Source organism: Staphylococcus sp. GDY8P67P, from assembly GCF_017892545.1.
Taxonomy (GTDB): Bacteria; Bacillota; Bacilli; order Staphylococcales; family Staphylococcaceae; genus Staphylococcus; species Staphylococcus ureilyticus.
The window spans coordinates 1-26,380 of record NZ_JAESLH010000015.1; the positions used below are offsets into that span (position 1 = coordinate 1).

Below are 26,380 nucleotides of genomic sequence, written 5' to 3' on the forward strand. Positions count from 1 at the left end.
ATTCTACTTTGCTGTAAGTGTCGGCGTGATTTCGTTTATCGTCTGGATGCTCATTCAAAAAGATGTTGATTTTGCACTCGAACGTCTCGTAACTGTATTAGTCATTGCTTGTCCACATGCTTTAGGCCTGGCAATACCTTTAGTTACTGCACGTTCTACTTCTATAGCTGCCCACAATGGTTTAATTATTAAAAATAGAGAGTCTGTAGAAATGGCTCAACATATCGATTATGTAATGATGGACAAAACCGGTACTTTAACTGAGGGTAACTTTTCTGTGAATCATTATGAAAGTTTTAAAGAAGGATTAAGCAACGATACTATAATAAGCCTTTTCGCCTCATTAGAAAGTCAGTCTAACCATCCATTAGCTATAAGTATTGTTGATTTTGCGAAAAGTAAAAATGTTTCATCTGCTAATCCACAAAATGTCAATAACATTCCAGGTGTCGGATTAGAAGGTATAATTGATAATAAAACATATAAAATAACAAATGTTTCTTATCTTGATAAACATGAGCTTAATTATGACAATGACTTATTTATAAAATTAGCACAACAAGGCAATTCAATCAGCTATTTAATTGATGAACAACAAGTCATTGGCATGATTGCTCAAGGAGATCAAATTAAAGAAAGCTCAAAACAAATGGTAGCTGATTTACTATCAAGAAATATTACACCAGTCATGCTTACAGGTGATAATAAAGAAGTAGCAAAAGCTGTCGCAAAAGAATTAGGTATTAGTGGTGTGCATGCACAACTCAAGCCAGAAGATAAAGAAAGTATCATAAAAGATTATCAACGTAGTGGTAAAAAAGTAATGATGGTCGGAGACGGTATCAATGACGCACCAAGTCTTATAAGAGCAGATATTGGTATTGCAATTGGTACCGGAACGGATGTAGCAGTTGAGTCAGCTGATATTATACTCGTTAAAAGTAATCCATCAGATATTATCCATTTCTTGACCCTCTCAAATAATACTATGAGAAAAATGGTGCAAAACTTATGGTGGGGTGCAGGTTATAATATTGTTGCTGTACCTTTAGCAGCTGGTATTTTAGCATTTATCGGCTTGATTTTATCACCTGCAATAGGTGCTATTTTAATGTCACTAAGTACGGTTATTGTTGCAATTAATGCCTTTACATTAAAATTAAAATAAAAGATAGGAGTTTTATTATGATTAAAAAATTATTTTTTATGATATTAGGATCATTACTAATATTATCAGCTTGCTCCAATAATGATGAAAAAGATAAAGACACTAATGACCAAAAAAGTGAGAGCCATATGAAGCATAATGATGAAAGTAAAGTTCCAGAAGATATGAAATCGACTAATGAGGGTGAATTTAAAGTGGGAGATAAAGTAACGATTACAGCAGGGCATATGCCAGGTATGAAAGGTGCAGAAGCTACTGTAAAAGGTGCGTATAAAACATATGCCTATGTTGTAAGTTATAAACCCACAAATGGAAATGAAAAAGTAAACAATCATAAATGGGTCGTAAACGAAGAGATTAAAGATGCACCTAAAGATGGATTTAGCAAGGGCGATACTGTTAAATTAGAAGCAAGTCATATGTCTGGTATGAAAGGTGCTACAGCCAATATAGATAACGTGAAAAAGACTACTGTTTACGTGGTTGATTACAAATCCAAAGATAATGGTAAAATCATTAAAAATCATAAATGGACGACAGGAAATGAATTGGAAGCACGCTAAAAATCTAATTCTAAATTGAGAAATAAATAGATATAAAAAATATTCTCCTTAATCAATAATTTAAAAAACTTATTATTGTTAAGGAGAATATTTTTAGTGTGTAAATTAAAAATAATTTTAGAAGAATAACATTTATCAAAAAATTGTTCATTACCTTATTAATTGAAATTATATAATTAAAAACCGCATCATTAGCCAATACGCAGAGCCATATAATAAATAATCCTGAAAATCCACCCAATTTAAAGATTAATTGGGTGGATTTTCAGTTTAGGTTAAATAATATAAAGATAATAAACATGACACTTGTAAAGCGATTTAATTCTTGTACTTTATCACTAAGATTTAAATAGATAATGATAGGCTTTTTGTTTTTTTGATACAATGTCACAAAGGTCTTTTGAATAATCGAATTCTTTATTATTGATCTTATGTTTCTCTTTTCTAATCCCTTTACGATATCCATAGTTATTGAATGCTATTTTGTGATACTAATACTTAATTTTTGGTGTGTATAATTATAAATATCAGGAGTTGCCTGACAAATTTCATTGATTAAAAGATAAGTTGAATAATTGCAACAATGATTAAAATACTTATAATCCATTTTTGTATGAAGTTAGGGATCTTTTTACTTAATTTTAAACCTAAGGGAGCAAAGATAATACTTCCTATTATTAAAAATAACGCGTCTTCTAAAGGAATGTAACCTTGTATAAGTTTAATGATAAAGGCGCCAATTGAAGATATAAAAGCAATTACTATACTATTAGCAACCACCGTATTCATTGGTAATTTGAATAAAACTAATAATATAGGAATAATAATAAAGGCACCACCTGCGCCTACTATACCCGAAATAATACCAACGAAAAGACCTATAATAACTAGTAAAGGTTTATTAAAAGCAGGTTCGCCTGAACGAGATTCGACTTTAATGAACATTAATATTAATGCGAATAAAGCAATGATAATATATATCGTATTTACAAATGCAGCATTAAATAAATTTGCTAGGAATGCGCCTAACATGCTCCCTGTAATCATACCTCCACTCATATAAATAACTAATGGCGGGGAGAATTCTGTTTTTTTTCGCGCTTTTAATGACCCACTTAAAGTACTGAAAAAGACTTGACTGGAAGTAAGTCCTGAAGCGATGTATGCACTGTATGCAGGAACACCAAATAGTGGCGGTAATAATAAAATAGCTGGATAAATAATGATAGCACCACCGATACCTACTAGACCCGAAATAAAGCCTCCGAACACTCCAATAAGTAACATCATAATAACAGTTGAAATATCCATTATTTACTTTTTACCAATAAGTTAACGGCTTCATTAATCAATTCTTCTGAATTTTCACCATTATCCTCTGCTGCCTTTACACATTCTATTAAATTTTCACTAATGATAATCCCCATCAAACGTTGGATTGAACTTTTTGATGCACTGATTTGAGTAATGACATCTTTACAATCTTTTTCTTCTTCCATCATTTTAATAACGCCATTGAGTTGACCTTGTATTCTATTAATACGATTAATCATTTTTTTATCATAATGCATAGTTATTCCCTCCACTTTTAATTGAATAAAGTCATAATAATAGATAGAACCAAAAATGTCAAATACCCCATTGGGTATTTGACATGCTGTAAACAATCAGTTAATATACCCCTATAGGTATTTATTAGGAGGATATTATGAAACAATATAACGAAAAGCATATCAACAATTTCAGTAAACAAGAATTAGAAAAGTTAGGTGCACAAGGTCAACTGATTGACGTTAGAACACAAGAAGAATATGAGCTTGCACACATAAATGGTGCGACATCACATCCTGTAGATAAGATTGAATCGTTCAATAAAGATAAAAACACAACCTATTTTGTACACTGTAAAAGTGGTACCAGAAGTGCTAAAGCGAGCGAATATTTAGCTGAACAAGGCTACAACATTGTTAATTTAGACGGTGGCTATAAAGCGTATGAAGCAAAAAACGACGATGATAATACATTCGAAGAAAATACTAATGTAGCAATTAAAGCAGAGCGTAAACAATTTAACTATAGTGGTCTTCAATGTCCAGGTCCAATTGTAAACATCAGTAAAGAGGTGAAAAATATTGAAGTAGGCGAGCAAATCGAAGTTACAGTCACAGATCCTGGATTCCTTAGCGACATTAAAAGCTGGGTGAAACAAACTGGTCATACTTTAGTTAAACTTGATGAAAGTAATCATGGAATTAATGCTATCATTCAAAAAGAAAAACCAAAAGACTTACAAGTGAATCATACTGCTAAAGGTACGACAATTGTACTATTTAGTGGAGAGTTAGATAAAGCAGTGGCAGCAATGATTATTGCAAATGGCGCTAGAGCTGCAGGAAGAGATGTAACTATCTTCTTTACTTTTTGGGGACTTAACGCGTTGAAAAAAGCGCAAACAGTTAACGTTAAAAAGAAAGGCATTGCAAAAATGTTTGATTGGATGTTGCCGAAAACACCTTTACGCATGCCACTTTCTAAAATGAATATGTTTGGTTTAGGTAATATCATGATGCGCTATGTAATGAAGAAGAAAAATGTTGATTCATTACCATCGCTTATCAATCAAGCTATCGAACAAGATATCAAATTAATCGCTTGCACGATGAGCATGGATGTTATGGGAATTCAGAAAGAAGAGCTCAGAGACGAAGTTGAGTACGGTGGAGTAGGTACTTATATTGGTGATACAGAAAATGCGAATCATAATTTATTCATCTAATTAAATCTATTAAAAAAGGAGTTTTATCATGTTTTTTAAACAATTTTACGATAATCATTTATCTCAAGCATCTTATTTAGTTGGCTGTCAACGTACAGGAGAGGCAATAGTAATTGATCCTGTTCGTGATTTAACAAAATATATCGAAGTTGCAGATAGCGAAGGTTTTAAAATTACACAAGCTGCAGAAACACATATTCACGCTGATTTTGCTTCTGGAATTCGGGACGTGGCAGAACGTTTAAACGCCAATATATATGTATCTGGCGAAGGTGATGATCAATTAAGTTATAAAAATATGCCGGAACAAACACATTTTGTTAAAAATCAAGATATTATTCAAGTAGGTAATATTAAATTAGAAGTCTTGCATACACCTGGTCATACCCCAGAGAGTATTAGTTTTTTACTCACTGATGAAGGTGGCGGCTCAAGTGTTCCAATGGGTTTATTTAGTGGTGACTTTATTTTTGTTGGTGATATCGGTAGACCTGATTTACTAGAAAAATCAGTACAAATGGAAGGTACTACAGAGATTGGTGCAAAACAGATGCATCAATCTATAGAAGGTGTTAAAGATTTACCAGATTATATTCAAATATGGCCTGGACACGGTGCTGGCAGCCCATGTGGTAAAGCATTAGGTGCTATACCGATGTCTACGCTAGGTTACGAAAAAATAAATAACTGGGCATTTAATGAAACTGATGAAAGCAAGTTCATTGAAACGTTAACATCAAATCAACCAGCGCCACCCCATCACTTTGCACAGATGAAAAAAATTAATCAGTTTGGTATGAACATGTATCAACCATACGACGTTTTTCCTAGTTTAGATAATGCAAGAATAGCCTTTGATCTTCGTAGTAAAGAAGCCTTTCATGGTGGTCATACTGAAGGTACAATCAATATTCCTTACAACCAAAACTTCATTAACCAAATCGGTTGGTATTTAGACTATGAAAATAGTATAGATTTAATTGGTGATAAATCTATCGTTGAGCAAGCAACACATACTTTACAATTAATTGGCTTTGATAATGTAGCAGGTTATCGTTTACCAAAATCAGAAATTTTAACCCAATCCATCCATAGCGTTGATATGACAGGTAAAGAAGAATATATACTTGACGTACGTAATGATGAAGAGTGGAATAATGGGCACTTAGATCAAGCAGTCAATATTCCGCATGGTAAATTATTAAATGAAAATATTCCATTTAATAAAGAAGATAAAATATATGTACATTGTCAGTCAGGTGTTAGAAGTTCAATAGCAGTGGGTATATTAGAAAACAAAGGCTATGAAAATGTCGTGAATATTAGAGAAGGCTATCAAGATTTCCCAGAATCATTAAAATAATTTAAAGATGTGGAAAAGTGAGTAATCTTATCAAATTGTTATTGTAAGACAATCAGATATTATAATACCATCAAGATTATTTAGAATAAATAGAAGTTTAAAAGAAATATAGATATGATTCCTAATTAGTCATAATAGCAATAGATTTATAAAATTAATATAAACCCCTTTCTAGTGGAAATGTAGTGAGCCCAATAAGTTTTACTTTTTGGGCTCACTATATAATTAATGGTTTTTACTATCTTTTACATTGAGATAAGATACTATAATTACACGAAATCAATTATTTTAATTTATAATGGTTACTTTAATAACTATACTTATAAAATTTATTCTTTGATTATGAATGAGAAAGATTAGTAAAACATTATACCTATTATAATGCCTATTAGCACAATAGACCAGGAAGGTAATTTATAATAAACCAGGAATACGAATAATGAGCTAGCTAGAACAAAATCTAATTCTGATTTAATAGTTGAAGTCCAAATTGGATTATAAAATGCAGCGATTAGAATACCGACTACACCAGCGCTTACACCTTTTAAAAAACCTTTAGCATAAGTGTTAGATTTAATATTATCCCAAAATGGTAACACCCCAAATAATAATAGAAATGCTGGTAGGAATATAGCAACAGTAGCTAAAAACCCTCCTCCAATACCTTCTATAGACATTCCAATATATGAAGCGAAAGTAAATAATGGTCCAGGTACAGCTTGAGCAGCAGCATAACCCGTTATGAAGCTATCAGGTGATATTAAACCTTGTGGTACAAATTCATTTTCTAATAAAGGTAATACGACATGACCACCGCCAAACACTAAAGAACCAGATCTATAAAAACTATCGAACATTCTAAGCCATAAATTATTCGTCATAGAACTAACTATAGGTAATACAATTAATAGTAAAAAAAATAATGAAATTGAAATAAATCCTAACATTTTAGGTAATTTAAATGTCTTCACTCTTAAATTATTTATATCTGTAGAGGTTTCTTTTAAAAAGATAAGACCATATATACCAGTAATAGATAATGCGATTACTTGAATGTAAAGATTATTGATTGTTAGAGATAGTATAAGAACAAATAATGCCAATGTAATGGTACTTTTAGTATTTGTTAATTTTTTACCCATACCTATCACGGCTTGGGCAACAATGGCAACAGCTACTAGTTTTAATCCTTGCATCCAAGTTAAACTAGAATCATTGTTAATAAATAATGCTGAAAAAACCATAAGTATAATCACAGAAGGAAGTGTAAAACCAATAAAAGAAATAATTCCGCCCAGAATTCCTCCTCTAATAGTTCCTATACCAATACCAACTTGGCTGCTTGCAGGTCCAGGTAAAAACTGGCATAGGGCTACTAAATCTGAGTATTCTTTTTCATCAAGCCATTTTCTTTTCTTAACATACTCATCATAAAAATAACCTAAGTGGGCAGTTGGTCCTCCAAATGATAGTAATCCAAGTTTTAATGCAACTAAAAATATATTTATATATTTATACATAAAAAGCTCCTTGTATTTCGTTGATTAATTTTTTACTTAACTATCAAATTCTTTAATTTTTTTGCCAATTTCATCTCTAACGCGTTGAAATTCTGACCACTCTTTACCTGCTGGATCATCAAAACCCCAATGCTCTTTTTTAACGTTTGGTGGTAAAATAGGACAATTATCGTCTGCATCGCTACATAACGTCACGACCAAATCTGATTGTTTTAAAATATCATTATCAATCAAGTCTGACGTATGGTTTGATATATCAATATCTACTTCTTTCATAGCTTCTATTGCTTTAGGATTAACACCATGTGTTTCAATACCAGCAGAATAGACATTCCAATCTTTGCCCAATACTTCCTTTCCCCAACCTTCAGCCATTTGGCTACGACAAGAGTTTCCTGTACATATAAAATAAATTGTTTTCTTATCCATAATTAAAGCCTCTTTTCTTAAAATATGATTAGTGTAAGGTATAAACCTAAGAGTGTTACAAATAGGACTGGAATAGTAATGATAATTCCAGTTTTAAAGTATGTTCCCCACGAAATCTTCACACCTTTTTGTGTTAAGACATGTAGCCACAATAATGTTGCTAAAGAACCAATCGGTGTTATTTTAGGTCCTAAATCAGAACCTATGACATTCGCATAAATCATACCTTCTTTTAATATACCTGTAGCACTGGATTGACCAATCGCTATTGCATCTATTAAAACAGTTGGCATGTTGTTCATGATTGAAGATAAGAAAGCAGCTATAAAGCCCATACCCATAATACTGCTGAACAACCCATAACTTGAAATATTTGTTAGGATATCCCCAAGAATCGTTGTAATACCTACATTTTTTAGTCCAAACACAACAAGGTACATACCAATAGAGAATACAACAATATTCCATGGTGCGCCTTTAATGACTTGTTTTGTATGAACTGCTTTAGATTTACGAGCTAATATTACAAAGATAAGAGCAATGATACCAGCAATGATTGATACAGGTATTTGTATAAACTCACTAACAAGATATCCCACAAGTAGTATTGCTAATACAATCCATGAAAGCTTAAATAATTTAGGATCTTTGATTACATTTTTAGGGTCTGAAAGATTTTCTGTATTGAACGTTTTAGGTATAGATTTTCTGAAATATAACCATAAAACGAGAATACTAGCAATCAGAGAGAATATATTAGGAATAAACATTCGACTAAAATATTCAATAAATCCAATATCGAAGTAATCTGCAGAAACGATATTAACTAAGTTACTTACGATTAAAGGTAGTGATGTAGTATCAGCAATAAAACCACTAGCAATAATAAAAGGAAAAATCACTTTTTTATTAAAACCTAGATTTCTTACCATTGCTAATACAATAGGAGTTAAGATTAAAGCTGCACCATCATTTGCGAAAAATGCTGCTACAATTGCCCCTAATATCATGATAAAAACAAACATTTTTAAGCCATTACCGTTTGAAGCCTTGACCATATGTATCGCAGACCATTCAAAAAATCCAATCTCATCTAATATTAATGAAATAAGAATAACAGCTACAAATGTTAAGGTAGCATTCCAAACAATACCTGTTACTTCTAATACATCGGAAAAACTTACGACTCCCGTAATGATAGCAACAACAGCTCCAATTAAAGCTGTAATACCAATATCTAAACCTTTCGGTTGCCATATCACAAAGAGTAAAGTTAAAAGAAAAATCACAATTGCTAATATTGTCATCAACACTCACCTTGTTTCATACTTTTACATACACATCGTTCATTAGATGTATTAATAAGATTTAAATTGTGATTAACATCATCTAAAATTTCATGATTAAGTCGATACATATGTTTATTACCTTCTTTTCGTGAAAAAACTAATTGCTTATCGACTAATGACTTCATATGATGACTTAGCGTTGGCTGTGAAAATTGAAAATGTTCCAGTAAATCACAAGCACATAGTTCACCACATGAAAGTAAATCTATTATTTCTAATCTGCTTGGATCAGATAAAACTTTTAATATTGATGCTAGTTCTTGATAAGACATAGCCATACCTCCCTTACGTTATATAGATTATCATCTATATATATAATTGTCTATGTAATTTGTTCTTGTGGATCTATGGGATTGAGGAATGAGAAAAAATATTTATAAAACTCAAACAATATGAATACAATAATATAGTATAATTAATTGTAGTAGAAACAAAGGTAGGGGATGTTATGGTATACCAAAGTGAATTTACTCTATAAAATGAAATGATGGAACAGTTAGAATTAAATGGCTATGAAACTGTAACGATTAGAAATGAACAGCAATTATTGGATAATTTCCGTGCTATTCTCAATGAACGTCATGCTGATAAATTCAAAAATCAACCATTAACAGATAAAGAGTTTCAATGCTTATTAACGATGATTAATGGGAAAAGTATTTTTGAAAGTGCACGTATTCTACGCGATAAATTGCCTTTAAAGCGTAATGATGAAACCGAAGAATATTTATCCTTTTTAGACACAAAAAATTAGTGTAAAAACAAATTCCAAATTACAAATCAATTATCGATAAATGATAAATATAAAGCAAGATATGATGTCGCAATATTAGTGAATGGATTGCCTTTAGCTCAAATTGAACTTAAGCGTCGTGGTGTAGACATAAATGAAGCATTTAATCAAGTTATGAGTTATCGAAAACAAAACTATACAGGTCTATTTCGATACATACAATTATTCGTTTTAAGTAATGCGTAGAAACGCATTATATCTCTAATAATGATGGTAATATATTAAAAAGCCATATGTTTTATTGGAGTGATAAAGATAACAATCGTATTAATAATTTGAGTGACATTACTAATAGATTTTTAAGGCCATGCCAACTAGTTATTACAAAAGGGGAATGAATATGACAAATACTCAATGGGTTATACCTTGTAATGTTAAATTCTATAATGTAGTTGCAGCGTTTGATAAGTTAGATGTTATTGATTGGAAGCAAAGTCCGAATTTAAAGAAGGCCAAGAAAGGTGATGTTCTTTATATATACATCTCCGCACCTATTAAGAGTATTAAATATCAATGTTTGATTAAAGAAGTTAACAAACCTAAGTCAACAATTGATGATAGTCAATTTGTTATCAAGGGTGATAATTATATTAACTATGGTAATTACATGAAATTAGAGTTATTAAACAAACTTGATGATGACCAATTAGATTTAGAATTTTTACAAGATAACGGGTTAAAAGGTAATGTTCAAGGTGCTATGACTTTAAAGGAACCTTTAAAAAGTTATATACAAAAAGTCTTGAAAACGAATATTTTAAATTTAGATAATGAATTAGAAAACACTGAATATGTCGAAGGTAAACCATATGTACAGTATGGTATTAAATATGAGAGAAATCAGGCATTAAGAAATGAAGCTATTAAATTACATGGAACTACATGTAAAGTATGTGGATTTGACTTTAAAGCTAAGTATGGCGATTTAGGCGAGGGTTTTATTGAAATTCACCATTTAAAACCGATGTTTTCTATAAAAAAAGAGGTTACAGTAGATCCACTTAAAGATTTAGTCCCACTATGTTCTAATTGCCACAAAATGATTCATAGAAATGCTAAACAACCTTTAACAATCAAAGAATTAACTAAAATAGTTAATCATAATAGCAAATAATTTAATATTTTATAAACTACCATTCAACCCTCTTAATTTATTAGGAGGGTTTTTGCATTTGTACTTTCAAACGTGTGCTATACTTTGTGTGTTGAAATATAGAATATCTATAGATAGGGTGATTGAGTATGAAATTCACTGAAGTGGAAGTTATCGAACATCTTGTAAAGGCATATAAAGAAGCAGGAAAGCCTACTTACCCTCATGAAAATTTATATCGAGGACGTAATCATAGTATTTCAGGTATTGGAGAAGACTTGCTGGGTGCTTATTTGATTAGTAGATTGGAAGGTGTCCAAATATTTATTGATCAGCCTTTATCTATGATTGATAAATCTTTAAGTACAAGATATCCGGATTTATTAATTTGTGAAGATAATGAAATTAAAAATATACTAGAAGTGAAGATGGACTTAGGATATCAAAGAAAAGATTTTATAGATTATTGCCGAAAGAAAGAAGAATGGATTTCAAATATCGTAGGAAAACAGTGTGTATTGTCTAGAAAGAGAGAAGACAGAATTCCTATGAATATAGCTGATGATATTAAATTTCATGTTGTGATTTACAGTGAAAACAATGGACCGAAGCGGTTTGATGAAGAAATCATGCCTATCGTTAATGAAACATGTCCACATATTGAAGTATATGTCCTAACAAGCGGTCAACACCCTAATTTAGCAAATGTTAATCTTGAAGGTATTAATATTAATAAAGATGAATTTGAAAGATTAGTAAATGCGTTATAAAAAACAGAGCATCCTCCACGTTATGGAGGTGCTCTGTTTTTTATTGAAAAGATCAAGTTAATTAATTTAATATGCTTAATAAGTTCTACCTTGATCTTTTTCTCTAGCTTCTGTTTGAACTCTTATGTACTCAATACATACTGGATTTTCTGTTAATTCATCAACTGTATTAGTTTAATCAGAAGACGTGTCTACTTTGTAAGCTTCTAAGAACTTATTATATGATATAGTGTTTGAGTCTTGTTGTTCTTCTATAAATTTCTGTAGTTATTTTTCAAAAACCTCATCACCACCTGATAAGCAGAAGCATATCACAAATAAAACTAAAAAATATAAAGTGTTCATCTTTGAAACTTAAGTATTATACAATTATTTAATATGTTATCATTTGCTTCGAGGTGAGAGAATGGAGAGAATAAGGGTAGCAGATTCTTTAAGAGGATTCAGTTTATTAGGGATTTTTTTAGCAAACTTACTTATTTTTCAATACGGACTGTCGGCTAAATCATACATAGAATATTATCATTTAAGTACATTTAATTTAGGTATCTTTCATTTTATAAAAATATTTATTGAAGCTAGCTTTATGCCTATTTTTGCACTACTATTTGGCTTTTCATTAGATAAGTTATATCAATCTATGAAAAGTAAAAATATTAAGCGACCAAGAATTAAACTTTTTAGACGAGCAGTATTTATATTAACTATCGGTATTTTACATGCTGCTTTCATTTGGGAGGGCGATATATTAAGTGGTTACGCGATTTCTATGTTACTTGTATTACCGTTTATATCGTTAAATAAAGGTTTCTTTAAATACGTTACAATTATAGCGGTTTTATTATTTGGTGCTTTGTTGTCATTGACTTTCTTTGATAAAAGTGAAATACCAGAAAATAAACACAAACAAGAAAATTATGTTGAAAAAGTGAAAGATATTTACCAAAACGGAAGTTACAACGAAATAAATAATGCAGCTGGAGAACTAAAGGATCCGCTTTTCAAACAATTAAAAGGTATGCTTGGAGAATCGATTGCTTTTATAATTTTAGCTGTGTTTATAATGGAAGCGACCTTCTTTGGAATAGGCATTTATCTTTCAAAAAGTAAATGGTTTGAAAAAGATGCTAAAGACTTTTGGTCGTCTAAATTATTTATTTATTTAATACCAATTTCACTTATCTTAAAATCATCATATTTATGGATAGAAGATAAAGGTCTAGCAGAAAATTTAACTTATATATTTGGATTTCTACTTGCAATGGGATATGTTGCATTATTTAAATATTTATATCAAAAGTTTGATAATCATCTGATTTTTAGAGGACTTGAAAGTTTAGGAAAAATGTCATTAACGTTTTATATATTACAAAGTGTAATTGGTGTGAGCATTTTCTATAGTTTTGGTTTAGGCTATTTTGGTAAAGACATATTATCATTAAGTTTCATTACATTTATAACATTGTATTTTATTCAAGTGATTATTGCGTTTTGGTATCAAAAATACTTCAGGTACGGACCACTTGAGTATATATTAAGAGTATTTACATATTTGAAATTTAAAACAGGAAAACATTAATTTGTACAGTACAAGTGTTAAATTAAGAAGAAAACTGTTTTAATCAGTGTCATACACCAATTTAATACATTCCCTAGTTTTTTAATATCACATTATTCACATAAAAGAGATGATCCCTATAGCTAAATTAGATAATTTATTAGCAACACTTTGGATGCTTAGTTCTGACAAAAAGATTACTGCAAAGCAAATTTCGGACAAGCTAGAGATGAATATCAGAACTGTGTATCGCTATATGGATACACTTTCAAAGAGTGGTGTACCAATTATTTCAGATATTGGTCATAATGGTGGATATACTTTGTTAAATGAATTTGTTGAAGCGCCACTGTTTTTTAATTCTGAGGAACAAACAGCACTATGTCATGCTGCAGATTTTGCAGAAGAAGCGGGTTATTATGGTGGAGATTTTTTTAATAGTGCTATTACAAAGCTTAAAAACTATTCAAATTTGGAAAAAGCAGTTGAAGTAGAGAAACATACGTCTAGTCTTGAAGTGATTAAGAGAAACAACAAATATCCTACAGATAGCCGGTTGGAAGCATTAGAATGTTGTGTAGCTGATAGAAATTCTGTGATTATTTCATATAGAAAAAGTGGAGATGACGAATCAATAGACAGTTATTTTCCGGGAAATTTACTACCAATTATGGAAAATGAAGGTTCAATGGCTAATATAGTAATTAGTGGAGATAAAAGTACATTAGATGGAATTTGCCAACATTGGTTTCTAGGACATTACTTAAAAGAAAGAACATTCAACCGAGCAGAATTTCAACTTGAAGAAGATATTATGCATAATTACATACCACAAATATTATTGCCATATGGTAAAGGAATTCAAGTTTTAGAGCCTTTAAGCCTGAAAGAAGAAATAATTAATAACTTGTACAATTTAATAGAATTTTATCAAAAATAATAGCTTTCTTGACGTTAGGTGTCAGGGAAGCTATGTTACATTTTGCTATATTAATAGCGAATGGAGTATGATTTTATGAAAATATCAAAAGTATATCTTTATGTATTTAATACAATGTCCGATTGGGAATATGGTTATTTAATAGCTGAATTGAACTCAGGAAGATATTTTAAAAATGGATTAGATCCATTAAACATAATTACTGTAGGTGCTACTAAGGAATCAGTAAAAACGATGGGTGGACTACATATAACACCAGATATGACTTTCGGTGAATGTAAGATAGAGCACAATGGTATTCTAATTTTACCTGGAGGAATGAATTGGAATGACCAAGTACATAAACCGATATTAGAAAGAGTTGGTACTGCATTAGATGAAGGAACAATTATTGTTGCAATTTGTGGTGCAGTGGATGCTTTAGCTAGTAATGGCTATTTAGATACTAGGAGACACACGAGTAATAACATAGAATATACTAAAATGACGTCTCCAAATTATAAAGGAGAAAAATTATTTGAAATGAAGTCGGCTGTGTCTGATGAAAATTTAATTACTGCATCAGGTATTGCGCCATTAGAATTTGCTAGGGAAGTATTGAAAAAGATAGACGTATTTGAACTAGATACATTGGAAGCATGGTATAAGTTGAATAAGACACATCAAGCAGAATATTTTTATAAACTTATGGATTCGATAAGTTAATGTAATTAAGTGAAGGGCACAATACCGTGTAGATGTGTCCTTCATTTTTTATATCTTTAAAACTATTTTACAATAATAAATGACCAATAATACATAGATGATAGTAAAGAACAATTGACCTTAAAGTAATGTTTAATGATAGATTTAATATAAGGAGGTTGCGTTACATGAGAATTGATGAAGTTTCCAAAAAACTAAATATCCCTAAATCACAAATCAGATATTATGAAAAAATTGGTATGCTCACAATACCGAGAGACACGAACCAATATAGGTATTTCGATGACACGGCTATGATAGATTTGAAAATGATTATGGACTTAAAAGCGTTAGATATAGGGTTAGAAGATATGAAGTACATCATTGAATTGTTTCATAAGCCAACAACGCAGACTTGTAATATTAATTCTGTAGAGTATATAAATAAAGTGATACAAGAAAAAGAAGATGAGTTGAATAACCAAATATTGATACTTAATAAGCTTAAAAAAATTCATGAATTATCCAAAAATAACCAATATGAACTCAATAAAGAATCAATTTTAAAAGAGCTCAATCAAAGGAGAGAACATAATGATTAGTATTATATACGGAGGTAACCAGTCAGGAGTATGCTTTGAGTTATATCAGACAATTTTAAAGAAGTTAGATAAAAATGATTTACATACATTTAATTTGCAACAAATGGATTTGCCATTAATATTGGATAATGGTTACTATTCAGAACCAACAAAACAGCAAATGCATATAATCAATACTTTAAATGAATCAAAGACATTAATTTTTATTTACCCACTATATTGGTTCAATGTTCCACCAATAATGAAAAGTTTTATTGATCAAGCATTTTGGCCAGAAAACGCTTTTAGTTTTAAGAGAAAGCAATATTTTAAAAAGGGTCTATGGAATGATAAAAAAACAATCATTTTGTACACGCAGGGAGGCCCAGAAATTTTTCATAAATTAAAAAAGAGAATGGGATACCATGTACTTAAATATCCACTAAACCTTTCTGGAATATATAAAATTTCAACCTACCATCTCGATAATATAAATAGAAGTAAAAATACGAACGAAAATATTAATAAAAAGATTAATCAACTCACTAGGAAAGTAATAAAAAATTTAGAATTATAGTTCGAATTTTAAATTAAAGATGTTCGGTAACGATATGTAATTGCGAAGGTCCAAAAGACCTTAATAACTTTTGTATATCTAACAAATGGTTGTGGCTCTCACATTGAATTTCTGCACAATAATTATAATAACCTGCCATGCGATATACGTTTTTAATATTCTTCAGACTGTTTAATACCTTCTCTAGTTCGATACACTGACTTGTTTTAATATGTATAAAAGCTGATATTTGATTTTTGAGTTGCCCTGTTTCAATAGTAAATTTTGAAATAGTATTAGTGTCTAATAATTTTTCGATACGCTCTTTTACAGCAGGTTGTGATAAATGAACCTTTTGTGAAAGTTGTTTATAAGATAATCGGCCATTTTCTTTTAAAAGTGTGATTAATAATTTATCAGTATTATCCAAATGAAAAACTCCTTATTAAATAAAGTTTTATGTGAATATACTTTTAATTAGGAGGGATAAGAATAAAAATATTTGGATTAACACATATTGCTATTATGGCAGAAAATTATGAAGAAGCGATTTCGTTTTATACAAATTTACTACAATTTAAAAAAAGCCCATCATTGGAGTTTAGAAGAATACCATATTAAAGAAGCATGTATGCTACGTTCGTTAGATGGACAAACATATATTGAAGTATTTGATAAGCATGCGAGAGTTCCACGTGAGGGCAAAAAACTTAAGAAACAGAATGAGAATATACATGGGCCATGTATTACACTTTGCGTTAACAGTAGATTCGATAAAAGAAGTAGTAGCTCATTTAAAGAATAATAATGTTAAAATACTTAACGCATATGAATCATTATCATTAGGTCAGCCAGCAGTTGAAGTCATAAATGTAATTATTGAAGGTCCAAACGGTGAAATCATTGAATTATTAGAACCAGTAAAATTTTGATTGTATTATAAATTAAAAATGAGTTATATATAATCCTCTTACGTATAAATTATGTAAGAGGACTTTTTATATAACTGAAGACAAATATCTGTAGTAGTACACTAGAAACTTGGTTTAACCTTTTCTTTTCGTAAATAAATGTAAAGAGATACCATAAGGATCTTTTACATAACCATAACCTTCAGTATAGAACTCTGGACTAAATGCTTTTAATACTTCACTGCCTTTGTCTATTAACTGGTCATAAACACGTTTAGTTTCTTCTATGCGGTCAAAAGTGATACAAAGCGATATATTATTACCTTGGGTTATAGGTAAACCTTCTGTATCATCCGCAATCATAATTTTTATATCTCCAAATTGAAGGACACATTGGTCAATTTTATTTAAATCTTTTTCTTCGATATTAAGTTGCTTATCTATCGGTCTATCCTTAATACGTTGGATATATAGCGTTTTAGCGTCAAATAGTTCTTCATACAACCTTTTTAAACCATCTGCATTTTGCGTAATTAAAAAATAGGGACTTACTTGAAATTTCATAGTTTTTCCTCCTTAGATTTGTTATAAATAGAGTATACATTTTAATAGTTTCACCTATTGATACCAAAAGGGGAATAATAATGAAAAAATCTATTAGGTTATATCATATGATTGAATATTGTAATGAAAATAGGAATTTCAAGTTGAAAGATTTAATGTCAGAATTTAATATTTCTCGTAGTACTGCTCTAAGGGATATAAAGGAAATTGAAGCATTGGGAGTGCCTTTATATAGTAGTACAGGGAAAAATGGTGGCTATACGACTATAGGTAATCGAAACCAAACGAAAATAGCAATCACAGACGAAGAATTGAAAGCTTTAGTATTTACGCTTTCAAGTATCTCAAATGTGAGTAAGCTACCTTTTCAAACAGAATACCAAGAAATATTAAAAAAGTTATATAATAATTCGAATAAAAAAGAACTGATAAACCAGTATAATGGGGTATTTCAATATTTTAATGAAGACACGTATCAACTCAAAAATTATAAATTATTTAATGAAATCATTAAATTAATAATTGGTAATAAGTCTTTTAAAATATGTTATTCACAAAATTACTTTAAAGGACAATATAAAGGTATTGGTATCTTGTATAAAAATCAGCAATGGTACTTCGTTGTTGTTAATATAGGATTAAAATTAGTGAAGTTGTTAAATATTTCTAAAATAAAAGAAGTATATGAAATGGGAGAAACTCAAGAATGTAATGAAATAACTATGCAGAATTTTCAACAGTTCATGGTTGAAAATGAAAATACGATTGATATACAAATTAGAAGTAATGTTATTGGATTAAATATCTTGAAAGGATACCTGTGGAGTGACTATATGACTGAAAAGATTGACGAAGAGACTCACTTATTCAAATCAAAAATGAACGCGAAAGATATAGGTTTTATAGCTAAATTGATAGTCACATGTGGGGCCAATGTCAAAGTAGAATCTCCTATTAGTTTGAAAAAAGCTGTTAAAGCTGAATTAACTAAAATAATAAATATGTACTAATAGTAAATTAATTATAATGGCAATGATAAAGGTGAGTATCACATAAATGATAAGCTTAAACATATATAATTAATCCGTTGTATAATTAGAATACCGCATAACCAACCGATAAGCAGAAGCGTATCACAAGTGATACGATTTTTACATTATGAAAGTGAACTATGTTAATGAATGATATACTTGATAATCTAATTTAAAGACGCAATGATCAATTTTATATGCAGAAGATTACATATAGAATTGATAACTTTAATGGGAGGTGACTTATATATGAGACTTGCAGAGCAAATTAGAAAATACAGAAAAAGTTCTGGTTTAACGCAGGAAGCTTTAGCTGAGAAATTGAATACTACTAGACAATCTGTTTCAAAATGGGAACAAGGAGCGTTAGAGCCTAATATTCAGATGCTTAATAATTTAGCTGAGCTATTTGGTGTTAGTCTTGATAACTTGGTTAATGGCAAAGGTGAATTAGAAGATACCGATGATAAAGATTATACATCTGAGCTTATGAATTTTTGGGAATTTGCTTCTAAAAGATGGTGGCTAATCATTGTAATCATATTGATTATTGGCGGAACACTTTCACAAATTTTTGGTTAATATATAAGTCCTCTTAATTATTGTTGAGGAGTCATAATATGAAAAATTTATTTGTTATTTTAAAAATTCTTGGGTTAAGTATAATACTATTTATTATTTCTGTACTTGCGCAAAATTTAGGTATCCTATGGCATATATTTAGCTTATATACTTTTGAATATGTGCTACATGGTTTAACTTACCTTATAGTAACCATGGGTTTTGTTAAATTATTAGTAAATAAAATTTTGAAAAACAAGCTATCATATTATAGGATTACTACTTTTAAAATTTACCCATTATGTATAATTTTAGGTTTACTATTACCAATTATAGTTATAACTGTTTATTTTGTTTTTATATCTGGTGACATAATTGTTACTCAATTTGCCTCTAAAAAAGATTACATCGAAATGGTCATTTCTGTATTATTCATTTCAAGTATAGTTGCGCCAATTGTAGAAGAAATTATATTTAGAGGTGTGCTGTTAAAATACATTGAAGATAAGACAAATATCTTTATAGCAATTATATCAACATCTGTACTATTTAGTTTGGTACATTTGTTCAATGGAAAATTAGTGGGTTTAGATTTTTATTTATTAATTATTGCTGGGACCATTGCGGGAATTATGTATGGAATTGCTTGTTATAAGTATTCTTCAATTTGGGCAAGTATATCATTACATATGTTTTGGAATATTGGAGGTATATTTGTTATTACGAATAGTAAAGAAGACTATGGTATCTTACAATATATAATAAATAGTAGTAATGTGTTTATAACAGGTGGGGATTATGGCATGGATGCATCAATAATTTCTATAGTGGGTTACTCTTTGGTTATTGTTGTTCTCTTATTTTTGAGAAAGGATAAATTAAAAAGTTTATAATATCGATATAATATAGTCGTCTAAAATTAATTCATTTCAATTATATTGGTTAAATTATAATGTAGTAAGTTTATTATACGGAACTGTATGAATAAGTGGGCAACGATTATCTAAATTGAATAATGATATAAAAAATTAATGATAGAACATTTCCTACTCCAAAAAGTAGGAAATGTCCTATTTGAAACATTAATTCTTTGATTCATTATTATTCTGACATAGACTTATATATAATCGATATTCATTATTAGATACTATAGTTGATGTTCTTTTATTTTTTACTGTAATTCAATTTGTGTTTCCTGAATCACATCACCAGCACCATTATATATCTGTACCCAACGATCATCATAAACTTTTATCATGTTAGATCCTACACCAGATTTATTATTAGCATCAATTGTCCATACTCCATCACTGTAAGATGGCTCTTGGAATTTCATTAAGTCAGCATCACCATTTTCATTTATTGCAGCTATGGCATAATCAAATACATTTTCTCTAGTTACTTTTTGTTCATTATTATTATCTTCTTTTTGATTATTTTCAGATGATTGATTTTCATTGTTATTGTAACTTTGTTCTTGTTGAACATTTTCATTGTTTTCATTATTTTGTTCATTAGAAGATTTTTCTTCTAATTGTGTTTGTAAGTTTTCTTGTTTTAATTGAACCTCTCTATATTTCGAATATCCAAATACACCTGCTGCTAATAAAACTACAACTATCGCTATGATTGATAGCAATATTAATAATTTTTTCATTTTAATTTCCTCTATTCTTTTTATTTTTTATGTAAAGCAAGTGCTTTCAGTTCATTTTCAAAATCAGCTAATGTTTTCGTTTTATAATATGCAAATTCCATTTATTTTACTCCTTATTATTTCCTCCTTTGTTAGTTTCGTGATTATAGTGAATCCTCTATATAAATTTTAGATAATTAGTAAATGTTTCATTTTGTACATTTATAAATTTAGATATAATTTCATTTTTTGTAGTATTAAATTGTTCATTAACAGAAACTTCTTCATAGTTATCTATTAACCACAAGTACAATCCTGAAAGTAAACGTTCTGAAATAATAGAAAAGCTTCCTAGTTTACCAAACTGGGATATTAATGTACTAAAATCATCTTTTATAATAATTTCATCTTTATGATATTGAAATCCTTTTTCTAATTTTAGCGTTAAATTTTATTATGACGTCTGTGTGAGATTCAAGATTTTTTATAGCTTCATTAAATAAGATTGCAAAAGCCTTAAGTATTTCACTGTTTGAATTATTGTCTATAAACATAAAAGTGCTCCTTTATATATGTTGATGAACGGTAAGTTTGAGTGAGATAACAATTTTCACCAATTGGTTATTAACGTTTACTTCTATATAGATATAAGCTAATATAGTTATATAAATAATGGGAACATACGTTCTTTTTGGAGAGGTGTTTATGAAAAGAAAAATTAAATCATTTAAAGAATTACACGAAGTTCTCGATGGCTATAGAGGTAATAGTTTATGGTTATTTAGAGGGCATAGTAATGAAAAATGGGATTTGGTGCCAAAAGCAGGGCGTTCACCGTATGACAAATACAATGATGAGGAAACTTTTTATGCATGGAAACGTCAAGCTATGATATTTCTTAAGGAGTCTTATAACGATTGGGATATGTTAACTATTGCTCAGCATCATGGTTTAGCTACAAGATTGTTAGATTGGAGTTTCAACCCTTTAGTAGCAGCATATTTTGCTGTGAAAGACTTTGAAGATTGTGATGCTGTTATTTATGCTTATTTGAAAAAATCAGATATTAATGTAAAGGAAGTGCGTCCGTTTGAGAGTGAGGGAATAAAGAAAGTTAAACCAAATGGGTTAGCAACAAGAGTAGTAAGACAAAGTGGTATTTTCACAATTCATGAACAACCAACTGCGTCTATTGAAGAAAACATATCGAAAAAAGAAGAATTAACTAAAATTATAATTGATAAGCGGTATAGAACGAGATTAAGAGAAGAGTTATCATATTATGGAATAAATGAATTATCGTTATTTCCTGATTTAGATGGATTAGCAAGCCATGTGAATTGGCTTATGGAAGCACAACCATATGGATCAAATAATATAACAGATGAGTTGGATTCGATTAATGAATAAATGGAATGGAGAGGATAATATGAAAGAATTAGAAAAAATGCTTGAAGATCCAAAGGTGTCAGAAGATGTAAAAAGAACAGTTCAGTCGATGAGTAAGGAAGGAATGCAATTATTAAATGATTACTGTGATGTGAATTCTAATTTTTATCAACGTGTTCAACCAGAGCTTATTGCAAATGAATTCTATGCAAACCCCCAAAAAATTAAAAATTTATATCATTATACTACATATGAAGCATTTGAAAAAATTCTGTCATCATCTACTTTTTTAATCGGATCAATACATTATATGAATGATGATAAAGAAATTAAATATGTATATGAGTTAATGAAAGAGGAATTAAAATTATTAGGGGCACCCAATGATATAATCCTCAAATTAGAAGAACTAAATACTATTTTGCCAAATGATGTATATGTTTGGTCTTTTAGTGAAAATGATTATTCACAAGCGTTATCAAATTATGGAGATATTGCTCTAGGATTTGATAGTCAGGGAGTAATGGAACAACTTGCAAGTTATTACTCAAAGGGCAAGAAAACACTTGATGAGTATACAGTTGGTAATGCATATGTTTTTCCTGTAAAAGTGGAATATGACTATGAAGTACAGTCTAAATATATTAAAGCTTTAGCTCATGCTTGGTTGGTCGCTCATGATAATTTTAAATATGACCCTGATGATATGGAAGAAATCATAGGGAGTGTAGTACAAGCACTGCATTTCTTTTCATTATTGTTCAAAAACCCGTATTTAAGACAAGAAGAAGAAATTAGATACATTATTTTCAATATCAATGAGGATAATCTGCTAAATCCAGAGTTGTACATGAACAATAAACCTTTCGCTTCTTGTAAAATTACAAACGAAATATTAAAAGAAGTAATTATTAATCCCAACAGTGAAAAAAATTTAGAAGAAGTAGAAAATTCACTAAATAAACAGGGGTTTACTAACGCATTAGTAAATTTATCGAAGTTACCATATTAATATTTAGTTTATTATTAATAAATGAAGAGAGGCTGTTCTTGTGAATGTAATTGGAGCAATAGAGCATAATTATTTATATGAACATGGAGCTGAGCTATTAGGATCTATAATAACTGGGTTAGCTTTCATATTTACTTTTGTAAAACTATATATTGATACTAAGAAGGAAGCAAATACTGAAAAAGTGAAAAATGAAAAAACATTAATAATGTTAGATTTAATTAGTGAGAAATATATTGGCAAAATTGAATTTCTAGAAAATAAACTAATTGATATAAAACAAGGATTTGCTATAAAAATAGGATTAGATGAGGAACAACAAACTTATCAAATAAACCTAAAGGACATTGAAAGTAGTAACCAAATGCATTTCAAAGAAATTTTTCATACAAATTCTTTTGATAAATATTTCATTTTAGAAAGTTTCAAATTAATTAAAGAAAGCTATATTATTAATCATATAAACAAGTTTAAAGAAGAATTAACTAAAATCCTTAGTAATCAGCATATTAATTTGCAATTAAATTCTTTAGAAAAAATAAATAATAAATTAAATGTATTAAGTGAATTATTAGATGAATTGGAAGAAATAGATAAGTTTATTAATATTGTAGAAATATCTGTAATGAGAGAATTCAATCATCCCAATTTTATAACGTCCAAAAGTGGAAAAGATGAAGATGAAAATATTCAGGATTTTGAAAATAAAATTATTTCTAAAAAGGTTAAAGAAATTGAAAAAATAACTGAAATTTTGAGTAAGTCTAAACAAAAATTAGTATGATTAAATTAATGATAGGAGTTTATTGAATGAAATATAGTTTGGTAATAAAAATATCTTTAATAGTTGGTGCGATAAGTTTAATTGTAAATTTTTTATATGGATTACAAATTAAGAATGGAACAATGTTTGATGAAAGTTTAGTTTCGGTTTTAGCATTTTTTTTATTAATTTTGACTGCATTAATGCAGAATACAGATTTAAAAATCCAAAAAAAAGAAATGGCTAATAATACGCAAGCATTAATTGATCAGCAACAAGAGTTGAAGGAAAATAATACACAATTCAAGTTCTTTCGCACAATCGAAACTATGAATAAAATTAAGGCAGATTTAAATATAATGTACAAAGAAGTAGATTATATTAGCGATTATACAGACCCTGGTAAGTTAACCAATAATATTAATCTGAACAAATTTAATCATATTGAAAGAGTGATAAAGAGTGAGGTGACACATTGGTTCTTTCATGACCCACCTTCATACTATAGTAGAACTAATGGAAAGGTATATCAATATTACATTAATGCTATAAAAGAATTGGAAAATTCTATAAATACAAAAGATGTAAATATGTATGTGCTTAGGTCATTAATAGACTTTGATCCTATTGATACTAAGGAAATGGAAAAGGAGATAAATAATGATATTAATAAAAAAATAGAAAAAATTCTTTCTAAAAATAATATTAAAAATGAGTTTTATGTATTATTTAATTTACATAGATTTATTTTGAAAATAACGGAAGATACAAAAAATAGTGAGAATAGTTTAAGAGTTTTATATATGAGCACATTAACAGAGAGTGAAAAAATAGTGTATAGGTTATTAGGTGGAGAAGCGTCTATAAAAGACTTTTATGAAGAGTATGGAAATGAATTAGTTTTAAAAAGTGAAGTGATTTGATGGAAATAATATATAGACAGCCTTGATAACTGGAGTAATATTATATGACACTAAAGAATGGGTTAGATACTATGTGGACGTCAGAATTGCGAATACAAAGTTAAATTTAGAAATACTTTATCCAATCTATACAGAATGTTTTATTTCAGCTAAGAAAATGAGAGGAGCGTACAGAATTCCTATTACACAAGAAGCTCTGTTATATTTATGAAAATAATAAGTTGAAGGAGAGTTACAAGATGAATAAAAGTAAAGTGTATGCCATTATAGTATTAACTATATGCTTAATAATTATGGCAGTCTGCTTACCGTTTTTAATTAAAAATGGTAGTTATTCGGCTATTTTTTCTGCTTTCATTCCTATAGCAATAGTAATAATTTATCTTATCTTTAATAAGCGAAATAATAATGATAATTAGGTATTGTAATAACGTCACTTATACTTTAAAAATGACGGAGGGATTGGTTAGAAGTGACAATATTTACAATAGGTCATTATAATTATAATCTAGAAACATTTCTTGAAATGCTAGAAAAAGCCAAGATAACAAAAATTATAGATGTTCGTTCATTTCCAAATAGTAAAAAACATCCACAATATAACCAACATGACTTTATGGATTGGCTAAAAGAGCACAATATAAAATATAAACATATTTCATTACTAGGCGGAAGAAGAAAACGTTCTGGCGTAGTTGGAGAAAATTTGAATGCTGGTTGGAAAAATCAATCATTTCACAATTATGCAGATTATACTTTGACCGACGATTTTAAAGAAGGTATCAATATATTGATGGAAGAGAAAGATAATAATGTGGTTGCATTGTTATGTGCTGAACGTCATCCTTCAAGATGTCATCGTTTGATTATTAGTAATTGGCTACAGGCACATAATGAAAATGTAACACATGTTATTTTAAATAATAATGACATTGAATTAAAATCGCATAAATTAGGAGAATGGGGAGCAATGCCTATCATTGAAGATGATGGACATGTTGTATATCCCTTTATGACAAAATAAATTCCAATGATAAATAAAAAAGTAATGAATAAAAATCACATGATCAAAGAAGACCCAGTAGTGTGTCACAAGTGATGCTATTTGATAGATATTTAAAAATATAATAGGTCATTTGAAATAATTTAACAGCATCCAATTATACATTTATATAATTAATTAACAAAAAAGACCCGATTAGATTCGAGTCTTTTTTACTTGAGTTTTTATTTGCAAAAAGATCTATTTTATAAATACTCCTAGAATGGTAATAACATCTGCTGCAAAGCTTGCGATATTAGATGATGATTTAGCGAATTGTTTAACTACAGACATATCATTATAATTAGGTGCCTCATAATTATTAAGTGAATTTTCTATGTTATTGATAGCAACTAATAAATCAGTATTACTTGTATCTGTCAATTCTTCATTATAAATAAATTT

The 26,380-nt window shown here is 29.3% G+C and carries 31 protein-coding genes and 1 pseudogene; 22 read left to right on the forward strand and 10 right to left on the reverse strand.

All coding sequences use genetic code 11. From position 1 onward, the window contains the following. Both KA833_RS06065 and KA833_RS06070 read left to right on the forward strand, forming a co-directional pair. On the forward strand, positions 1–1,168 hold a 1,168-nt coding region (locus KA833_RS06065), incomplete at its 5' end, for a heavy metal translocating P-type ATPase (RefSeq protein WP_210139536.1). Positions 1,169–1,185: 17 nt separating this feature from the next. Next, on the forward strand, positions 1,186–1,731 hold the full coding sequence (locus tag KA833_RS06070) for a YdhK family protein (protein ID WP_210139538.1): 546 nt from the start codon (positions 1,186–1,188) through the stop codon (positions 1,729–1,731). Between the two features lie 555 nt (positions 1,732–2,286). On the opposite strand, the gene KA833_RS06075 is transcribed toward KA833_RS06070, so the two are convergent. After that, positions 2,287–3,042, reverse strand: a complete 756-nt coding sequence (locus KA833_RS06075; RefSeq protein WP_107525805.1) for a sulfite exporter TauE/SafE family protein — start codon at positions 3,040–3,042, stop codon at positions 2,287–2,289. After that, the gene (cstR, locus tag KA833_RS06080) at positions 3,042–3,302 is read right to left on the reverse strand and encodes a persulfide-sensing transcriptional repressor CstR (protein WP_019468539.1); all 261 of its coding nucleotides are present in this window, start codon (positions 3,300–3,302) and stop codon (positions 3,042–3,044) included. The genes KA833_RS06075 and cstR overlap by 1 nt, the downstream gene beginning before the upstream one ends. Positions 3,303–3,439: 137 nt before the next feature. Between cstR and cstA the strand changes: the two genes are divergently transcribed. Together cstA and cstB are read left to right on the forward strand one after the other, a co-directional pair. After that, positions 3,440–4,507 carry a DsrE/DsrF/DrsH-like family protein gene (gene cstA, locus KA833_RS06085; protein ID WP_210128605.1) on the forward strand — a complete coding sequence of 356 codons (1,068 nt, stop codon included), beginning with the start codon at positions 3,440–3,442 and terminating at the stop codon, positions 4,505–4,507. Positions 4,508–4,535: 28 nt separating this feature from the next. After that, positions 4,536–5,870 carry a persulfide dioxygenase-sulfurtransferase CstB gene (gene cstB / locus KA833_RS06090; protein ID WP_107525807.1) on the forward strand — a complete coding sequence of 445 codons (1,335 nt, stop codon included), beginning with the start codon at positions 4,536–4,538 and terminating at the stop codon, positions 5,868–5,870. Between the two features lie 356 nt (positions 5,871–6,226). On the opposite strand, the gene chrA is transcribed toward cstB, so the two are convergent. The 4 genes from chrA to KA833_RS06110 are packed head-to-tail and all read right to left on the reverse strand — an operon-like array spanning position 6,227 to position 9,440. Further along, positions 6,227–7,390, reverse strand: a complete 1,164-nt coding sequence (gene chrA, locus KA833_RS06095) for a chromate efflux transporter (protein WP_025905592.1) — start codon at positions 7,388–7,390, stop codon at positions 6,227–6,229. Positions 7,391–7,426: 36 nt separating this feature from the next. Next, complete coding sequence (gene arsC, locus KA833_RS06100) at positions 7,427–7,819, reverse strand: arsenate reductase (thioredoxin) (RefSeq protein WP_031920609.1); 393 nt, start codon at positions 7,817–7,819, stop codon at positions 7,427–7,429. Positions 7,820–7,836: 17 nt separating this feature from the next. Further along, complete coding sequence (gene arsB, locus KA833_RS06105) at positions 7,837–9,129, reverse strand: arsenite efflux transporter membrane subunit ArsB (protein WP_192946530.1); 1,293 nt, start codon at positions 9,127–9,129, stop codon at positions 7,837–7,839. After that, the gene (locus tag KA833_RS06110; protein WP_031920611.1) at positions 9,126–9,440 is read right to left on the reverse strand and encodes an ArsR/SmtB family transcription factor; all 315 of its coding nucleotides are present in this window, start codon (positions 9,438–9,440) and stop codon (positions 9,126–9,128) included. Before KA833_RS06110 ends, arsB begins: the two co-directional genes overlap by 4 nt. A gap of 212 nt (positions 9,441–9,652) precedes the next feature. Here KA833_RS06110 and KA833_RS06115 point away from each other — a divergent pair. From KA833_RS06115 to KA833_RS06150, 8 genes and pseudogenes are all read left to right on the forward strand, one after another. Continuing rightward, positions 9,653–10,278: pseudogene (locus KA833_RS06115) on the forward strand (type I restriction endonuclease); the annotation flags it as partial. A gap of 23 nt (positions 10,279–10,301) precedes the next feature. Next, a complete protein-coding gene (locus tag KA833_RS13860; RefSeq protein ID WP_224756906.1) occupies positions 10,302–11,075 on the forward strand; it encodes an HNH endonuclease in 774 nt (257 codons plus the stop codon). A gap of 128 nt (positions 11,076–11,203) precedes the next feature. Continuing rightward, positions 11,204–11,824, forward strand: a complete 621-nt coding sequence (locus KA833_RS06125; RefSeq protein WP_084944759.1) for a hypothetical protein — start codon at positions 11,204–11,206, stop codon at positions 11,822–11,824. Positions 11,825–12,230: 406 nt separating this feature from the next. Then, positions 12,231–13,403 (forward strand): DUF418 domain-containing protein, encoded by a 1,173-nt coding sequence (locus KA833_RS06130; RefSeq protein ID WP_210128606.1) that lies wholly within the window; start codon positions 12,231–12,233, stop codon positions 13,401–13,403. Between the two features lie 118 nt (positions 13,404–13,521). Then, positions 13,522–14,322, forward strand: a complete 801-nt coding sequence (locus tag KA833_RS06135) for a helix-turn-helix transcriptional regulator (RefSeq protein ID WP_210128651.1) — start codon at positions 13,522–13,524, stop codon at positions 14,320–14,322. A 75-nt stretch (positions 14,323–14,397) separates the two neighbouring features. After that, the gene (locus KA833_RS06140; protein WP_210128607.1) at positions 14,398–15,027 is read left to right on the forward strand and encodes a type 1 glutamine amidotransferase family protein; all 630 of its coding nucleotides are present in this window, start codon (positions 14,398–14,400) and stop codon (positions 15,025–15,027) included. Between the two features lie 167 nt (positions 15,028–15,194). Beyond that, positions 15,195–15,608, forward strand: a complete 414-nt coding sequence (locus tag KA833_RS06145; RefSeq protein WP_210128608.1) for a MerR family transcriptional regulator — start codon at positions 15,195–15,197, stop codon at positions 15,606–15,608. After that, entirely contained in the window at positions 15,601–16,164 is a 564-nt protein-coding gene (locus KA833_RS06150) for an NAD(P)H-dependent oxidoreductase (RefSeq protein ID WP_210128609.1), read from the forward strand. Before KA833_RS06145 ends, KA833_RS06150 begins: the two co-directional genes overlap by 8 nt. Before the next feature lie 13 nt (positions 16,165–16,177). On the opposite strand, the gene KA833_RS06155 is transcribed toward KA833_RS06150, so the two are convergent. After that, a complete protein-coding gene (locus KA833_RS06155) occupies positions 16,178–16,573 on the reverse strand; it encodes an Lrp/AsnC family transcriptional regulator (RefSeq protein ID WP_210128610.1) in 396 nt (131 codons plus the stop codon). Positions 16,574–16,659: 86 nt separating this feature from the next. Between KA833_RS06155 and KA833_RS14075 the strand changes: the two genes are divergently transcribed. Beyond that, a complete protein-coding gene (locus KA833_RS14075; RefSeq protein ID WP_481906377.1) occupies positions 16,660–16,764 on the forward strand; it encodes a hypothetical protein in 105 nt (34 codons plus the stop codon). 113 nt (positions 16,765–16,877) lie between these two features. Further along, entirely contained in the window at positions 16,878–17,075 is a 198-nt protein-coding gene (locus KA833_RS06160) for a VOC family protein (protein WP_210128611.1), read from the forward strand. Between the two features lie 114 nt (positions 17,076–17,189). On the opposite strand, the gene KA833_RS06165 is transcribed toward KA833_RS06160, so the two are convergent. Continuing rightward, the gene (locus KA833_RS06165) at positions 17,190–17,618 is read right to left on the reverse strand and encodes a VOC family protein (RefSeq protein ID WP_210128612.1); all 429 of its coding nucleotides are present in this window, start codon (positions 17,616–17,618) and stop codon (positions 17,190–17,192) included. A gap of 80 nt (positions 17,619–17,698) precedes the next feature. Here KA833_RS06165 and KA833_RS06170 point away from each other — a divergent pair, with 80 nt between their 5' ends. From KA833_RS06170 to KA833_RS06180, 3 genes are all read left to right on the forward strand, one after another. Further along, the gene (locus KA833_RS06170; RefSeq protein ID WP_210128613.1) at positions 17,699–18,628 is read left to right on the forward strand and encodes a helix-turn-helix transcriptional regulator; all 930 of its coding nucleotides are present in this window, start codon (positions 17,699–17,701) and stop codon (positions 18,626–18,628) included. 270 nt (positions 18,629–18,898) lie between these two features. Next, entirely contained in the window at positions 18,899–19,231 is a 333-nt protein-coding gene (locus KA833_RS06175) for a helix-turn-helix domain-containing protein (RefSeq protein WP_210128614.1), read from the forward strand. Between the two features lie 38 nt (positions 19,232–19,269). After that, the gene (locus KA833_RS06180; protein WP_210128615.1) at positions 19,270–20,103 is read left to right on the forward strand and encodes a CPBP family intramembrane glutamic endopeptidase; all 834 of its coding nucleotides are present in this window, start codon (positions 19,270–19,272) and stop codon (positions 20,101–20,103) included. A 278-nt stretch (positions 20,104–20,381) separates the two neighbouring features. Here the strand turns inward: KA833_RS06180 and KA833_RS06185 are convergent, their stop codons facing one another. Then, positions 20,382–20,867, reverse strand: coding sequence for a hypothetical protein (locus KA833_RS06185; protein WP_245336271.1), 486 nt, complete (start codon positions 20,865–20,867; stop codon positions 20,382–20,384). 684 nt (positions 20,868–21,551) lie between these two features. Here KA833_RS06185 and KA833_RS06190 point away from each other — a divergent pair. The 5 genes from KA833_RS06190 (at position 21,552) to KA833_RS06210 (ending at position 25,957) form a co-directional block, all read left to right on the forward strand. Next, a complete protein-coding gene (locus KA833_RS06190; protein ID WP_210128616.1) occupies positions 21,552–22,256 on the forward strand; it encodes an FRG domain-containing protein in 705 nt (234 codons plus the stop codon). A 19-nt stretch (positions 22,257–22,275) separates the two neighbouring features. After that, complete coding sequence (locus tag KA833_RS06195) at positions 22,276–23,247, forward strand: hypothetical protein (protein WP_210128617.1); 972 nt, start codon at positions 22,276–22,278, stop codon at positions 23,245–23,247. A 40-nt stretch (positions 23,248–23,287) separates the two neighbouring features. Beyond that, positions 23,288–24,031 (forward strand): hypothetical protein, encoded by a 744-nt coding sequence (locus KA833_RS06200; protein WP_210128618.1) that lies wholly within the window; start codon positions 23,288–23,290, stop codon positions 24,029–24,031. A gap of 26 nt (positions 24,032–24,057) precedes the next feature. Further along, positions 24,058–24,933 (forward strand): hypothetical protein, encoded by an 876-nt coding sequence (locus tag KA833_RS06205; protein ID WP_210128619.1) that lies wholly within the window; start codon positions 24,058–24,060, stop codon positions 24,931–24,933. A gap of 472 nt (positions 24,934–25,405) precedes the next feature. Further along, positions 25,406–25,957 carry a DUF488 domain-containing protein gene (locus tag KA833_RS06210; RefSeq protein ID WP_210128620.1) on the forward strand — a complete coding sequence of 184 codons (552 nt, stop codon included), beginning with the start codon at positions 25,406–25,408 and terminating at the stop codon, positions 25,955–25,957. A gap of 219 nt (positions 25,958–26,176) precedes the next feature. Here the strand turns inward: KA833_RS06210 and KA833_RS13865 are convergent, their stop codons facing one another. After that, positions 26,177–26,359: a hypothetical protein gene (locus KA833_RS13865; protein ID WP_245336272.1), complete on the reverse strand. Its 183-nt coding sequence runs from the start codon at positions 26,357–26,359 to the stop codon at positions 26,177–26,179. Positions 26,360–26,380: the final 21 nt, after the last annotated feature.